Below are 15,099 nucleotides of genomic sequence, written 5' to 3'. Positions count from 1 at the left end.
TCCCTGGTGAAATTAGCGCTGTGGAACCACCCGATCCCATCCCGAACTCGGAAGTGAAACGCAGCTGCGCCGATGGTAGTGTGGCCTAAGCCATGCGAGAGTAGGTCATCGCCAGGGTTTACACCCCAAAAACCCCGCTGCTCACGCAGCGGGGTTTTTTCTTTATGCGTTGCCTGCGCGCGGTGATGCATCGCTCCCCTACGGTGGACATCGACCGGACACCGCCGATCCACATCCGAACGCGGCGTCCCCGGATCGCCGCCCATGCGCTGTCCCCCGGGTAGCAACCCACTGACGGTCGGGTGACGGTGCGCAACGGCGGTCGCTGCACGCGGTAGTGCGCCGTACCGACCCGCGGTCGGCACCTGGCGGCCATCGAAGGGGACGATCAATGCTCGGCACCTCCCGCGCGCACGTTCCCGCGCTCCACCCCGGCCATGAAAAAACGGCGCCTCTCGGCGCCGTTTCTGTTCACTCCCTGCGCGTCAGCTCACTTGGCTGCGGGCGGCGGGGTCTTGCCCTTCATCATGGTGTCGCGGGCTGCCTTGAACGGGTTGCCCTCGTACCAGTTCGGCCACCGATCGCCGCCGGCCAGCTCCTTGCCGACGCCGTACAGCAGCTGCAGGTCCTCGACCGTGCCGTCCAGCTTCCAGGTGGCGGCGTCGTACTCGTCCTTCGGACCGTGGTAGCGGTTGCGCCCGTAGTCTTCAGCGGCCTTGCGGCCCGCGTCGATTCCACCCTCGCGCAGATCTTCGCCGCCGTCGGCGTACAGGGCCGGCACGCCGGCCTTGGCGAAGTTGAAGTGGTCCGAACGGAAGTAGAAGCCGCTCTGCACCGCCGTCTCGCCATGCAGGGTACGGCCCTGGTTGGCGGCCAGCGGCTTGAGGATGTCCTCCAGCTCGGAGCTGCCGAAACCGGTCACGGTCATGTCCTTGGCGCGGCCAGCCACCGACATCGCATCGATGTTGATCACGCCCGCGATCTTGTCGAGCGGGAAGGTCGGGTGATTGACGAAGTACTTCGAACCCAGCAGGCCCGATTCCTCCAGCGTGACCGCCAGGAACACCACCGAGCGTTCCGGCGCAGGTTGCTGGTGGACCATCGCATCGGCGATCTCGAGGATGCCGGCTACCCCGGTGGCATTGTCAATGGCGCCGTTGTAGATGTTGTCGCCCTGCTCGCCCTCGTGCTTGCCCAGGTGATCCCAGTGCGCCATGTACAGCACCGCTTCGTCAGCGCGCTTGCTGCCCGGCAGAACGCCGACCACGTTGCGCGACTTCTTCTCGGCGATGGTGCTCTTCAGGTCGAAGGACACCTTCGCCTTCAGCGGGACCGGCTTGAAACCGCGCTTGCTGGCGTCCTTGTACGCTTTGTCCAGGTCCAACCCGGCCTCGGCGAACAGCTGGCGCGCCGCATCGGCGCTCAGCCAACCCTGTGCGGGCAGGCGCGCTTCCGGATCGTCCTTGGCCGGCAGGTCGTACTGCGGACCCGCCCAGGAGTTCTTGACCACGTCCCAGCCGTACGAGGCGCCGGCAGTATCGTGCACGATCAGCGCCGCGGCGGCGCCCTTGCGCGCGGCTTCCTCGAACTTGTAGGTCCAGCGGCCGTAGTACGTCATCCGCTTGCCGTCGAACAACGTGCTGTCATCGACATGGAAGCCGGGGTCGTTGACGAACATGACCACCGTCTTGCCCTTCCAGTCCTGGCCCGCGTAGTCGTTCCACTTCTGCTCCGGCGCGTCCACGCCGTAGCCGACGAACACCAGGTCGCTGGACGACACCTTGACCTCCGGCTGGCCGGTGCGGGTACCGATCACCATGTCGGTACCGAACGTCAGTGTGCGCGTCTTGCCGTCCTGCTCGAGCGTGAGCACGGTGGATTCGTCGGCGGTGGTCTCGGTCATCGCCACGTCCTGGAACCAGCTGTCGCCATTGCCGGGCTGCAGGCCGATGCGCTGCATCTGGTCGCGGATGTACTCGACCGTGCGGTCCTCACCGACGCTACCCGGCGCGCGGCCCTCGAAGTCGTCCGAGGCGAGTGTCTTGACCAGCTCGGCGAAGTCACCGGCGTTGATGTCGGGCGAGAAGGCATGGCCGGCCGCGGGGGCCGGCGCGGCCGCCGGGGCGGGCGCGGGAGCGGTCTGCTCGCCCTTGCACGCCGACAGAGCGGCGGCAGCGGCGAGGCACAACAGAAGTTTGCGGGGCATCGTCGGTTCCTGGATCAAAAGAGGCCGGCGCCAGCAGCGCGCCGGTGGGACACCATATCAATCCTGCGGCGCGGTGTCGGTGTCGAAGGCCTGCGCCACCGCACCACTGATGGCGCCGGTACGTGCGCTGCGATGGATGTACAGCGTGACATCGCGGTCGAACTGCAGGTTGCCGCCGACCACGGCGTTGGGACCGATGATCACGCGCGGCTTGCGGCCCGGCGTCAATGACAGGTTGAAGCTGGCCTTCTTGACGCGGATGCCGCCGCCGACCTGCGAGCCGACGCCAACGGTGATGTCGCCGTTGACCGTCTCGATGCCTCCTCCCAGCCGGGTCTCGACCAGTCCGATGCTGCCGTTGACGGTATCCACACCGCCCTCGATCTGGCTGCCGCGGTCGGCGAAGATGCTGCCGTTGACGGTTTCGACGTCGCCGTTGGCCACCACCTCGCGTCCGATCTGGATGCTGCCGTTGACCGTGGAGATGCTGCCGGTACGCGCACGCTCGGCGATGCGGATGCCGCCGTTGACGGTCTCGATGTCGCCGGTGACGGCGCCCTCCTCGACGCGGATGCCGCCATTGACGGTATCCAGGTCGCCGTAGGTCTGGCCGGACCGGGCGGTGATGCTGCCGTTGACCTTGCTGATGTCGTCCTGGGCAAGCACGGGACCCGACACCATCAGGGCCAAGAGCAATGGGAACGAAACAGATTTCATGGGAGCCTCGGTTGTCTGGCGCGCGGCTGGCAGGCCGCCTGCTGCAATGTCACCATGCGTCGCTACAATCTGCATCTGCCTGAAGTCACTGGAAAGCCCTTGCGCCACAACGCCTTTTCCTCACGCCGGGATAACAAACCCACGACGGGGCGCGTCGTTTCGCGCCGCCTGGGCGTGATGCTGCAGGGGCTGTTGCTGGTCACCGCGCTGATGCTGGCCGGCCAGGGCGCGGTGGCGCAGACGCCCAAGGAAACCGAGCGCAAGCTGCAGAAGCTGCGCAGCGAGCTCAAGGGCGTGGCGCAGGAGCGGCGCACCCTGGAGAGCCAGCGTGGCCAGGCATCGCGGCAACTGCGCGAAGCCGATGAGAAAGTCGCCCGCACCGGCCGCGTTCTGGCCCAGACCGAGACCGCCCTGCAGCGCGAAACCCGCGCGATGGAGGAACTGCAACGCAGGCGCAGCGAGCTGCAGGCCGGCATGGCCCGGCAACGCGAGGAGCTGGCGTCGCTGCTGCGTGCCGCGTACCGCGTGGGCAACAACGCCCCGCTCAAGCTGCTGCTGTCGCAGGACCGCGTGGCCGATGCCAACCGCACGCTGGCCTACCATCGCTACCTGCAGCGCGAGCGCGCGCAGCGCATCCAGGCACTGACCCGCGACCTGGCCGACCTGCAGACGCTGGAAACGCAGATCGTCGAGCGTCGGCAGGCGTTGGAGGGCGCGCGCCAGCAGCAGAAGCAGCAGGCCGCGGCGCTGGAAGGCGACCGTCGCGCGCGTGCCGCCACCGTGGCCACACTGGACGAGCGTTTCAAGGATCGCAGCGAGCGGGAGAAGGCGCTGGGCCAGGATGCCAAGGCACTGGAAACGCTGCTGGCCAACCTGCGTGCGGCGGCGGCACGCGCCGAAGCCGAGCGGCGCGCGGCTGCCCGTCGTGCCGCAGCGGAAAAGGCGGCCGCCGAGAAAGCCGAGAAGGCGGCCGCGGCGAGCGGGACGCGTGCCCCTCCACGTGCGGTAAAGGTTCCGCCCGTGGTGGCCTCGGCACCGGCACCGAAAGTGGGCGGGTTGGGCTGGCCGCTGTCGGGCAATCTGCTGGCCCGTTATGGTGGCAAGCTGCCCGACGGTCGCACCAGCAGCGGTGTCCTGATCGGCGCGCCCGCCGGCAGCACCATCACCGCCGTGGCTGATGGCACGGTGGTGTTCTCGGACTGGATGACCGGCTACGGCATGATCCTGATCGTGGACCACGGCAACGGCTACATGAGCCTGTACGCCCACAACGACACCCTGCTGCGCGATGCCGGCGCGGCGGTGAAGAAGGGCGATGCGGTGGCCAAGGTCGGCAACTCCGGCGGACAGGGCGTGACGGCGCTGTACTTCGAGCTGCGTCGCAACGGCCAGCCCGTGGACCCCGGTTCCTGGCTGCAGCGCCGCTGAGTCCACGCGGGGGGCGATGAATCGCGCCCCCCTCGTAACGCGCACCGGTACCGGGCGGTTCAACGGGAATTTATCCGGCCTTCGCGCATAATCGGGACACGCACCCCGGTGTGTGTGTTCCCGTCCCCCGCTTACCCTGGAGTGCTTCATGCGCGTAGCCCGTTCCGCCACCTTGTTGCTGGCCCTGTTGCCGGCCATGTCCTGGGCGCAGCAGACCGGCGGTGCGCCGACCCGCGGCAGCGATGCGGCAACCAGTGAAGAGGCGGTCACTTCCCGCGTGCCGCTCGAGGAAATCCGGCGCTACGTGGCGGTGTACAACGCGGTGCGCGCCGCCTATGTGGACCCGGTGGACGACAAGAAGCTGATGCAGTCCGCGATCCGAGGCCTGCTGCTGGACCTGGACCCGCACAGCACCTACTTCGACAAGGAAGATGCCGAGGCCTTCGATGAGCAGGCCAACGGTGCCTACGAGGGCATCGGCGTGGAGCTGCAGCAACAGCCGGACAACAGCAGCCTGAAGGTGATCTCGCCGATCGACGACACCCCGGCCGCGCGTGCAGGCATCCTGGCTGGCGATCTGATCATCGCCATCGACGGCAAGCCGATCAGCGCGATCGAGGCCACCGAACCCCTGCGCGGCGCAGCCGGCAGCAAGGTGGTGCTGACCCTGGTGCGCGAAGGCCGTCCCAAACCGTTCGATGTGACCGTCACCCGCGAAACCATCCGCGTCACCAGCGTGCGCAGCCGGATGCTGGAGCCCGGCTACGGCTACATCCGCCTGAGCACCTTCCAGGCCGACACCGGTGCCGATTTCCAGAAGCATGTCGCGCAGTTGCAGCAGCAGGCCGGCGGCAAGCTCAAGGGCCTGGTGCTGGACCTGCGCAGCAACCCGGGCGGGCTGCTCACCGCTGCGGTCCAGGTGGCCGACGACCTGCTCGACAAGGGCAATATTGTCAGCACCCGTGGCCGCATCTCGATCAGTGACGCACGCTTCGACGCGACGCCGGGCGATCTGCTCAAGGGCGCGCCGGTGGTAGTGCTGGCCGATGCCGGTTCGGCCAGCGCATCGGAAGTGCTGGCCGGCGCGCTGCGCGACAACGGCCGTGCGCGCGTGGTCGGCAGCCGCACCTTCGGCAAGGGCTCGGTGCAGACGGTGCTGCCGCTGGACAACGGTGATTCGGTCAAGCTCACCACCGCGCGCTACTTCACGCCCAGCGGCAAGTCGATCCAGGCCACCGGCATTGTGCCGGACGTGGTGCTGCTGCCCGACAGGCGCGACGGCGACGACGCGCTGCCGGCGAGCCTGACCGACTACAGCGAAGCGACCCTGCCGGGTCATCTGCGCGGCGATGAGGAAGGCGGCGACGGCTACAAGGCCGGCGACGTACTGCCCGGCGACGGCCCGATCAACGATGCACTGGCCGAATTGAAGCAGCCGGGTTCGGTGGCGGCCAAGCAGAAGGCCGAGGCGGCGAAGAAGCCGGCACCGACGCCGGAGGCGAAGCCTGCGGCCAAGCCCGAAGCCAAGCCTGAAGCCAAGCCCGCAGAAATGCCGACCAAGCCCTGATCGATCGTACGCCCGCCGTCGTAGAGCCGAGCGCAGCGCGGCGATGATCGGCACCGCGGCAGCCGGGCGGAACCGGCGCTGCGCTGCACGGAGATGGAAGCCGCCGGGTCTAGAAGCCGTGCCGCTTGCGCAGGCGCCGCGCGATCGCCGCGCGCACGTACACGCCGTAGGCCAGCCCGAAGGCGAAGCCGGCAATGTGCGCCCACCAGGCGACCATGCCGAAGGTCGGGCCGATATAGGCGAACACCACCTGCAGCGCCGCCCATACACCGATCAGGAGGTAGGCCGGCGCGCGCACGAACTCCAGGAACAGGCCGAGCGGGATCACCACGCCCAGCCGCGCGCCCGGGAACAGCGCCAGGTAGGCACCGATGAGTGCCGACACCGCGCCGCTGGCACCGATGATGATCTGGTCCGGGCTGCCCATCGTGTAGATCGCGGTCAGGTTGGAGATCGCCCCGCCGACCAGGAACAGCAGGATCAGCCGCCACGGCCCCAGCACGCGTTCGGCCGGCAGCCCGAAGATCAGCAGGAACACCATGTTGCCGAGCAGGTGCGACCAGTCCGCATGCAGGAACAGGGCGGTGAACAGCCGCAGCACACTGCCGTCCTGCAGGGTGGCCCACCAGTCCTGCGGGTGGGTCAGCCCGGTGGACAGGGCGCCCCAATCCAGCCAGAGGCTGCGCCGGGCGTCGTCCGGCCGGGAGATCGACCACAGGAACGCCAGCCACAGGGCCGCGAACAGCAGCGGGGTGGCCCAGCGCAACGCGGACTTCTTGCGGGAGGGAATCGACACGAACATGGGTGGCGCTAGCCTAGCGCGGGGGCGGCCCGGGTGGGGGAATGTCGCGTTCAGCCTGAATGGCCGGGAGGGCGACGGCCGTTATTGTTTCATTAACCGGTCTGGGTATACTCGCATACGGCGTCGTATGTCGGGAGGGGAATCCGGCGCGTCGTCCCAACCCGGAAGGGAAGGGGCTACGCAGGCGCGCGTTGCCAAACATCACCGCAATTCCGGAGAGAACCAACAATGCATACCGCTTCCACGCTTGCCCGTGTCACCGCCCTGGCCGTCGGCATTGCCGGTGCCCTGGCCGCTGGCCACGTCAACGCCGCCGCCTTCCAGCTGAAGGAAAACAGCGCCAAGGGCCTCGGCCGTTCGTTCGCCGGCTCCGGCAGCGCCGCGGGCGACGCCTCCATCATGGCCGTCAACCCGGCCGGCATGCGCCAGCTGGAAGGCATGCAGGTCCAGGGTGACCTGAGCGCCATCAGCTTCTCGGCCAAGTTCCACGGCACCGGCCGCAAGCCGACCGGCCAGGCCCAGACCGGCGGTGACGGCGGCGACGCCGGCATGATCGCTCCGGTTCCGGCGGCTTACTTCCACATGCCGATCGGTGAAAAGGCCCACTTCGGTGTGTCGCTGACCGCACCGTTCGGCTTCAAGACCGAATACGACAATGGCTGGGTCGGCCGTTACAGCGGCCTCAAGACCGACCTGAAGGCGATCGACCTGGGCTTTGCCGCCTCGTACGACGTCAATCCGTACGTGTCGTTCGGCGCGTCGGTGTTCGTTGAACACCTGACCATCGAACTGAGCAACAACATCGACTTCGGCACCGCGCTGGCGCAGTCGCGCGTGCCGGGCTTCACCCCGGGCAGCGCCGACGGCAAGCTGACCGTGGAAGGCGACAACAATGCGGTGGGTTGGACCGTGGGCGGCCTGTTCAGCCCGGATGAGAACACCCACATCGGCATCAGCTACCGTTCCAAGGTCGAGCACAAGATCACCGGCGGCGATGCCACCTTCGTGGTGCCGCCGAACGTGGCGACCGTACTGAACGCCGTGCAGCCGGGTCGCTTCGTGAGCACCTCGGGCAAGGCCACCGTGACCCTGCCGGCCTCGGCCACCCTGAGCGTCACCCACAACGTCAATGACAAGTGGACCGTGATGGGCGACGTGACCCGCACCGCGTGGTCGACCGCCTTCGACCAGGTCACCATCGACTACGCGTCGGCGCAGCCCGATTCGGTGCTGGAATTCGGCTACCGCGACACGACCTTCGTCTCGCTGGGTACCGATTACAAGCTGAGTGACACCGTCACCCTGCGCGGCGGTATCGCGCTGGACCAGACCCCGACCACCAACGCACACCGCGACGTGCGCGTGCCCGACACCAGCCGCAAGTGGCTCTCGCTGGGCGTGGGCTGGACGCCGTCGGAAAACGTCGAATACAACTTCGGCTACCTGCACCTGTTCACCAAGGATCCGGACGTGATCATCGCCGGCACCACCAACAACCAGGGCAACTCGCTCACCGGCAAGTACAAGGTGCGCGGCGATGTGCTGGCGGCGTCGGTGAACTACAAGTTCTGATCGACGCGCAAGCGGACATCACACGCTGGACGAAAGGCCCCGCTCGCGCGGGGCCTTTCTGTTTCCGGCATCCGGGCCGCGCTCAGCGCAGCTGGCGCGGCGTTGCGTTGAGACGCTGGCGCAGCAGCCGCCGCAGCGCGGTGGGATCGCCATAGCCCACCTGCTCGGCCACTGCCTCCACCGAACAACGGCTGTTCTCCAGCAGCGCCCGCGCCCGGTTCAACTGCACGCTGCGGATCAGGTGCAGCGGGCCGTGCCCGGTGGCACGGGTGACCTGTCGCGACAGTGTGCGCGTGGACATGCCCATGTGGTGGGCCAGATCACCGACCGTCACCGCAGTGGGCAGGTGCGCTTCCACATGCGCGGTCAGGGCGGCGATCAACGCATTGCCCTGCGCCATCATCGCCGGGACCATGAACGGCGACTGCAGCTGGCGTCGGTCCAGCAGCAGCGCACGTGCCACTGCCCCGGCCAATGCGGGGCCGAAGCGTTGGCGCAGCAGGTGCAGCATCAGGTCGCTGTGGCCGAGCGCCGCACCGGCGGTGGTCACCGGCCCGTCGTCGATCACCATGTGGTCCGCATCGACCTGGCAGGCCGGCTCCAGCCGCTGCAATGCCGCGGCCAGCCACCAGGTGGTGGTGACGCGGCGCTGGGCGAGCAGCCCGGCCGCCTGCAGCAGGAATACCGACGCGCACGAGGCGGCCAGGCGACCGCCTGCGGCAGCGTGCGCACGCAGGGCACGCAGCACCCGCGGCACGTCGGCGCCGGCCAGCCGCGCGGCGATCGCCTGCGGATCGTCCACCCCCAGGCCCGGCACGATCCAGCACGCGTTTCCATCAGGCGCACGCGGCAGTGGGTGCGCACGCAGCTGCAGGTGTTCGCCGAGCCGCACCGGCCCGCGCGTGGCGCTGCAGATCTGCCAGCGGGGTGCCGGCACGCCCAGTCGTGGGGCCAGCGTGGCGGCGGTGGAGAGCATGTCCACGGTCAGCGCCACACTGGACGCGAAGGCGCCGGGGAGCACGATGACGGTGAAATCCTGCATTGGCCGATTCCGCACGAAAGATGTCGAATCCGTCGATGGTGTCCGCCGCCGCGCGCAGATTCAATGAAGACCTCCTTTTCGTGGTGCTCCTCATGCCGGATATCACCCTGCGCCAGCCCGCCACCGCCGTTGATGCCGCCCGCTGTGCGCGGCGGCTGCCGGCCGTCAATGCCGCTGCCGTACGCGCCTCCGAACGGGGCAACGAGCCGCGTCGGAGGATTGCCTCGATGGTGATCAAGGACGTCGCCGATGGTCATTGGGCGGGGAACGGGCTGGTCTGGCAATGCGACGACGTCGTGCGTGCGGCCGGGTACGCGCCTCTGCAGCCCGCGCCGTGCGTGGGAGGTGTGCGATGACCCTCTCCACGTGGTCCGGCGCCTGCCACTGCGGTGCGGTGCGGTTCGCCTTCCAGGCGCCATCGCTGCGCGCCTTCGCGTGCAATTGCTCGCTCTGCCATCAGCGGGGGGCGATCTGGATGGGCTGCGCGGATGCGCGCTTCCAACTGATCGAGGGCGACAGCCGGCTGTCCACCTATACGTTCGGCACGCATACCGCCACGCATTATTTCTGCCACTGCTGCGGGGCGGCGCCGTTCAGTCATCCGCGGCTCGCGCCCACGGAGTGGGTGATCAACCTGCGCTGCGTAGACGGCGTGGATCTGGCGACGCTGGAGGTCCACCGTTTCGACGGGCAGCACTGGGAGGACGCCGCGCGCGCCTGGCGGCAGGCGCAGGCGGCGGGCTCAGCACTGCCCTGATCGACCGGCCGCGTAGCGCAGCCCCTGCCGCACCTGCGCCTCGAAGGCCGGCAGGCGGTACACCGCAGCGTCGTGCCCCAAGCCGGTGTACCAGCTGCGACCGCCGTCGAAGGCATGGCACCAGGTGATCGGGTGGTCGTTGCCCATGCGGCCACCGTCGTACAGGCGTTCATCGACCGTGGCGACCACCTGCACACGGCCACGCGGGGTGTCGCGATAGTTGTACAGCTCGTCGTGCACGGTCCACGCCGCACCGCGCGCGCGACCATCGCGTTCGGGCTGTACGCGGCTGGTCTGCAGGCCGGGCGGATGGGAGTGGAAGTACGCGCCCACCAGATGCCCGTACCACGGCCAGTCGTACTCGGTGTCGGCGGCAGCATGCAGGCCGACGAAGCCGTTTCCCGCACGGATGAAGCCTTCCAGGGCAGCCTGCTGCGGGTCATCGAGCACATCGCCGGTGGTGCTGGCAAACACCACCACGCGGTAGCGCGCCAGATTGGCAGGTGTGAAGTCGGCGGCATTTTCGCTGTGGTCGACCTGCATGCCTTCGGTGGCGGCGATGCGTTGCAGCATGGCCACGGCGGCAGGGATGGAATCGTGGCGGTACTCCGCCGTACGGGTGAAAACCAGTGCGCGCTCCGGTGGCGGCACCGCCTGTGCGGCAGGCGCGGGCATCAGGGCCAGCAGAAGCGAGAGAAACGGGACGGGCAGGCGCATGGCCGGATTCTGCCACGGCTTTGGCCCGGTGTACGGCGCACGCGGTGCAGAGCTGCAGGACGCAGCGCGTACAATCGCGCACCCACCCGCGCACCGCGTGGGTCAATGACGTCTGACAAGGATCTGTACATGTCGCCTTTCGCGCTTCGTTCCGCCCTCGCCCTGGGCCTGGCCGCACTGTCGGCCCCTGCACTGGCTGGCGACTTCGCCAGCTGCTTCACTCTCACGCCCGGCCTGTCGTGGTCCAACGGCGATGAAACGCTGACCATCGAGAAGGCCGTGTTCGCCGGTCAGGATGCGATCCGGGTCAACAGCGCCGGCGGTGGCGTCGGTACCGCCAGCTACTACGATGCCAGCGGCCGCCAGTTCCTTGGCCAGGAGCGTTTCGGCATCTCCGCCTGGGGCGGCGACGCGTCCAAGCCGGTGATGACCGATATCTTCAAGCCTGCGCCGACCTTCCCGGCCAGCGCCAAACCGGGCGACCGCTTTGAACTTGCCGGCAAGGGCCAGCGCACCCATCACGTCGAGGAAACGGTCGAGCCGCTCGACTACGACGGGTTCTCCGACTACACCTTCGTCGGCTTCGAGGATGTGGAGGCGGAGGTGGGCTTCCAGCCGCGCACCTTCAAGGACACCTGCCATGTCACGGCAACCTTCGAAGACAATCGCATCGAAGCGTGGTACGCCGCCGGCTTCGGCCGCATCAAGTTCGAACGCTACGTCGGCAACGAGCTGCTGATGCGCGACGAAATCGAATCGATCGACGCCGAGTGACAGACAAAAAACCCCGCTTTCGCGGGGTTTTTCGTTTACTGCGTGACGCGGGAGATCAATCGCCCAAGGTCAGCAGCGAGGCATTGCCGCCGGCCGCCGTGGTGTTCACGGTGACGGTCTTCTCGGTGGCGAAGCGGAGCAGATAGTGCGGACCGCCGGCCTTGGGGCCGGTGCCGGACAGGCCCTGACCGCCGAACGGCTGCACGCCCACCACCGCACCGATCTGGTTGCGGTTGACGTACACATTGCCCACGTTGACACGCGAGGCAATGCGATCGACGGTCTCGTCGATGCGCGAATGCACGCCCAGGGTCAGACCGTAGCCGGTGGCGTTGATCTGGTCGATCACCGCATCGAGCTGGTCGCCCTTCCAGCGGATCACGTGCAGCACCGGCCCGAAGATTTCCTTGTGCAGCTGGTCGAGGTTCTTCAGTTCGTACGCACGCGGCGCAAAGAAGGTGCCATGCGCGGCGTCATCGCTGAGCGTGGCCGCGGCAATCAGGCGGGCGTCCTTCTCCATGCGCACGGCATGCTCCTGCAGGATCTGCAGCGCGTCGGCATCGATCACCGGGCCGACATCGGTGGACAGCAGGCCCGGGTTGCCGACCTTCAGTTCGGCCATCGCACCGGCCAGCATGGTCATCACCTTGTCGGCGATGTCGTCCTGCACGAACAGCACGCGCGCAGCCGAGCAGCGCTGGCCGGCAGAGGTGAACGCCGAGCCGATGGCATCTTTGACCAGCTGTTCCGGCAGTGCCGAGGAGTCGGCGATGAAAGCGTTCTGGCCACCGGTCTCGGCGATCAGCACGCCAATGGCGGCGTCGCGCGCGGCCATCGCACGGTTGATCGCACGGGCCGTATCGGTGGAACCGGTGAAGGCCACGCCGGCCACGCGCGGATCGGCGGTGAGGGCAGCACCGACGGTGGCACCGTCGCCCGGCAGGAACTGCAGCGCGCCCTCGGGAACCCCGGCGTCAAGCAGCAGCTTCACCGCGTAGTAGCCGATCAGGTTGGTCTGTTCGGCGGGCTTGGCGATCACGCTGTTGCCGGCCGCCAGCGCGGCGCTGACCTGGCCCAGGAAGATCGCCAGCGGGAAGTTCCACGGGCTGATGCAGACGAACACGCCGCGGCCATGCAACTGCAGCTCGTTGGATTCACCGGTGGGGCTGGGCAGCTTCTCGGCATGGCCGAACTGCTCGCGTGCCTGCTTGGCGTAATAGCGCAGGAAGTCCACCGCCTCGCGCACTTCGGCGATGCCGTCGGGCAGGCTCTTGCCGGCTTCCTTCACGCATAGCGCCATGAATTCCGGCAGGCGCGTTTCCAACTGGTCGGCGGCGTGCTCCAGGATCGCCGCGCGGCTGGCAGCCGGGGTGCGGTTCCACTGCGGCTGCGCGGCCACGGCGTTGGCCAGCGCCTTCTCCACGGTGGCGCTGTCGGCCGGCTGCCACGTTCCGACAACCTCGCGGGTGTCGGCCGGGTTGACCACATTCAACAGCGCGCCGGTCGGCTGCGCACCCGGCACCAGCGGTGCGGCCTGCCACGGCTTCACGGCCGCGTTGAGCTGCGCGGCCAGTGCACGCAGATCGTTGTCGTTGGCGAGATTGACGCCCATGGAGTTCTTCCTGTCATGGTTCTGGCTGCGCAGCAGATCGACCGGCAGCGGGATTTTCGGATGCGGGATGGACGCGAACGAGGACACCGCGTCGACCGGATCGCGGATCAGGTCGTCGATGGCCACGCTGTCGTCGGTGATGCGGTTGACGAAGCTGGAGTTGGCACCGTTCTCGAGCAGACGCCGCACCAGGTAGGGCAGCAGGTCTTCGTGCGAACCGACCGGTGCATACACGCGGCATGGCACGTTCAGGCGGTCGGCCGGTACCACTTCGGCGTACAGGTCATCGCCCATGCCATGCAGCTTCTGGTGCTCGTACTGGCCGCCCTTGGCGATCGCCTTCACCGCCGCGATGGTGTGCGCGTTGTGCGTGGCGAACATCGGGTAGATCGCGTCGGCATGCGTGAACAGACGCTGCGCGCATGCCAGGTAGGACACGTCGGTGTTCTGCTTGCGGGTGAACACCGGGTAGGCCGGCAGGCCATCGATCTGCGCGCGCTTGATCTCCGCATCCCAGTACGCGCCCTTGACCAGGCGCACCTGCAGGCGACGACCGATGCGACGGGCCAGATCGGCCAGGTAATCGATCGTGTACGGGGTACGCTTCTGGTACGCCTGCACCACCACGCCGAAGCCTTCCCAACCGGTCAGCGAGGCATCGCTCACCACCGATTCGATGATGTCCAGCGACAGCTCCAGGCGGTCGGTTTCCTCGGCATCCACGGTGCAGCCGATGCCATAGGACCTGGCCAGCTGCGCCAGTTCCAGCACGCCCGGCACCAGGTCAGCCATCACCCGTGCACGCTTGGCGTGCTCGTAGCGCGGGTACAGCGCCGACAGCTTGATCGAGATGCCCGGCGCGGCATTGACGTCGCCGTCCGGACGGCCACCACGGGCCTTGTGATCGCCGCCGATGGAGTGGATCGCGCGACGGTAGTCTTCCAGGTAGCGTTTGGCGTCCTTCATGGTCAGCGCGCCTTCGCCGAGCATGTCGAACGAATAGCGGTAGCTGGCGTTGTCGCCCTTGTGCGAGCGCGACAGCGCTTCGTCGATGGTGCGGCCCATGACGAACTGGTGGCCCATGATCTTCATTGCCTGGCGGACGGCCAGGCGGATCACCGGCTCACCGACACGGCCGATCAGGCGCGCGAACGCGCCCGGCACGTCGGCGCGGGTGGCGTCGTTGATCTGCACCAGGCGGCCGGTCAGCATCAGTCCCCAGGTGGAGGCATTGACCAGCACCGAATCGCTGCCGCCCATGTGCTTTTTCCAGTCGGCATCGCCGAGCTTGTCGCGGATCAGCTTGTCGGCGGTGGTCTGGTCCGGAATGCGCAGCAGCGCCTCGGCCACGCACATCAGCAGCACGCCTTCCTCGCTGCCCAGGTCGTACTGGCGCATGAAGGCTTCGATCGCGCCCTGGTCCCTGGCGCGCACGCGAACGCGCGCGACCAGGTCGGCGGCGGTGGCCTGCACCTGCGCCTGTTCGTTGGCCGGCAGGCGCGCCTGCTCCAGCAGTTCGCGCACGTGGCTGGCTTCGTCCTTCATCCAGGCATCGGTGATGGCCTGGCGGAACGGGTTGGGAACCGCCGGCAGCTCGGGCGAGAGCAGGGGCGGGCGGGCGCCGGACGAGGCCGGTGCAGGGGGAAGCGCGGAAGGTGCGGTCATGCCGATCGGCTCGTGGAGAACTTGACCATTTTAATCGTTTTTCGGTCGATTCAACCGCTTTCCGGGTGCTGCGCCGTGCGCGCCATAGCCTTTCATACAGCGGGATTCCCCCGATCCGGCGAGGGTCTGCAAAACTGTGCCGGTTTCGTCAAAACGGCCGCCGGGTCAATGCTGTATTGCACCATTCCTGAAACTGTGAATGGACCCTTGCGGCTCGCTGGAAAGCAGGGCTACCATCGG

Annotated in this window: 12 protein-coding genes and 1 rRNA gene; 7 read left to right on the top strand and 6 right to left on the bottom strand. The window is 67.8% G+C overall.

What is annotated here, in order from left to right; all coding sequences use genetic code 11:
* Nucleotides 1-2: 2 nt before the first annotated feature.
* A 5S ribosomal RNA gene (rrf, locus tag GDJ08_RS12880) occupies nt 3-117 on the top strand.
* 373 nt (nt 118-490) lie between these two features.
* Here rrf and GDJ08_RS12875 read toward each other — a convergent pair.
* Complete coding sequence (locus tag GDJ08_RS12875; RefSeq protein ID WP_153165004.1) at nt 491-2,206, bottom strand: M28 family metallopeptidase; 1,716 nt, start codon at nt 2,204-2,206, stop codon at nt 491-493.
* 57 nt (nt 2,207-2,263) lie between these two features.
* Nucleotides 2,264-2,923: a DUF4097 family beta strand repeat-containing protein gene (locus tag GDJ08_RS12870; protein WP_017354384.1), complete on the bottom strand. Its 660-nt coding sequence runs from the start codon at nt 2,921-2,923 to the stop codon at nt 2,264-2,266.
* 177 nt (nt 2,924-3,100) lie between these two features.
* Here GDJ08_RS12870 and GDJ08_RS12865 point away from each other — a divergent pair, with 177 nt between their 5' ends.
* Together GDJ08_RS12865 and GDJ08_RS12860 are read left to right on the top strand one after the other, a co-directional pair.
* Entirely contained in the window at nt 3,101-4,351 is a 1,251-nt protein-coding gene (locus tag GDJ08_RS12865) for a murein hydrolase activator EnvC family protein (protein ID WP_262072382.1), read from the top strand.
* Between the two features lie 148 nt (nt 4,352-4,499).
* Entirely contained in the window at nt 4,500-5,918 is a 1,419-nt protein-coding gene (locus GDJ08_RS12860; RefSeq protein ID WP_136007103.1) for a S41 family peptidase, read from the top strand.
* 109 nt (nt 5,919-6,027) lie between these two features.
* Here GDJ08_RS12860 and GDJ08_RS12855 read toward each other — a convergent pair whose 3' ends face one another.
* Nucleotides 6,028-6,720, bottom strand: coding sequence for a rhomboid family intramembrane serine protease (locus GDJ08_RS12855; RefSeq protein ID WP_153165003.1), 693 nt, complete (start codon nt 6,718-6,720; stop codon nt 6,028-6,030).
* A gap of 228 nt (nt 6,721-6,948) precedes the next feature.
* Between GDJ08_RS12855 and GDJ08_RS12850 the strand changes: the two genes are divergently transcribed.
* Nucleotides 6,949-8,292, top strand: coding sequence for an outer membrane protein transport protein (locus tag GDJ08_RS12850; protein ID WP_017354380.1), 1,344 nt, complete (start codon nt 6,949-6,951; stop codon nt 8,290-8,292).
* An 82-nt stretch (nt 8,293-8,374) separates the two neighbouring features.
* On the opposite strand, the gene GDJ08_RS12845 is transcribed toward GDJ08_RS12850, so the two are convergent.
* Nucleotides 8,375-9,334 carry a GlxA family transcriptional regulator gene (locus tag GDJ08_RS12845; RefSeq protein WP_153165002.1) on the bottom strand — a complete coding sequence of 320 codons (960 nt, stop codon included), beginning with the start codon at nt 9,332-9,334 and terminating at the stop codon, nt 8,375-8,377.
* Here GDJ08_RS12845 and GDJ08_RS20035 point away from each other — a divergent pair.
* The gene (locus GDJ08_RS20035) at nt 9,334-9,690 is read left to right on the top strand and encodes a hypothetical protein (protein WP_165699807.1); all 357 of its coding nucleotides are present in this window, start codon (nt 9,334-9,336) and stop codon (nt 9,688-9,690) included. The two genes, GDJ08_RS12845 and GDJ08_RS20035, sit on opposite strands and share 1 nt — an antisense overlap.
* Nucleotides 9,687-10,091, top strand: coding sequence for a GFA family protein (locus GDJ08_RS12840; RefSeq protein ID WP_136007108.1), 405 nt, complete (start codon nt 9,687-9,689; stop codon nt 10,089-10,091). Before GDJ08_RS20035 ends, GDJ08_RS12840 begins: the two co-directional genes overlap by 4 nt.
* Here GDJ08_RS12840 and GDJ08_RS12835 read toward each other — a convergent pair.
* Nucleotides 10,077-10,808: a ThuA domain-containing protein gene (locus GDJ08_RS12835; RefSeq protein WP_153165000.1), complete on the bottom strand. Its 732-nt coding sequence runs from the start codon at nt 10,806-10,808 to the stop codon at nt 10,077-10,079. The two genes, GDJ08_RS12840 and GDJ08_RS12835, sit on opposite strands and share 15 nt — an antisense overlap.
* A gap of 129 nt (nt 10,809-10,937) precedes the next feature.
* Here GDJ08_RS12835 and GDJ08_RS12830 point away from each other — a divergent pair, with 129 nt between their 5' ends.
* Nucleotides 10,938-11,582, top strand: a complete 645-nt coding sequence (locus GDJ08_RS12830; protein ID WP_037591433.1) for a hypothetical protein — start codon at nt 10,938-10,940, stop codon at nt 11,580-11,582.
* A 55-nt stretch (nt 11,583-11,637) separates the two neighbouring features.
* Here the strand turns inward: GDJ08_RS12830 and putA are convergent, their stop codons facing one another.
* A complete protein-coding gene (gene putA, locus GDJ08_RS12825) occupies nt 11,638-14,859 on the bottom strand; it encodes a bifunctional proline dehydrogenase/L-glutamate gamma-semialdehyde dehydrogenase PutA (RefSeq protein WP_017356555.1) in 3,222 nt (1,073 codons plus the stop codon).
* Nucleotides 14,860-15,099 lie beyond the last annotated feature (240 nt).

Origin of the sequence: Stenotrophomonas nematodicola, from assembly GCF_009467805.1 — a bacterium.
GTDB lineage: Bacteria > Pseudomonadota > Gammaproteobacteria > Xanthomonadales > Xanthomonadaceae > Stenotrophomonas > Stenotrophomonas nematodicola.
Note: the sequence above shows the minus strand (reverse complement) of the source record. Positions and strands in the feature narration are given on the sequence as shown.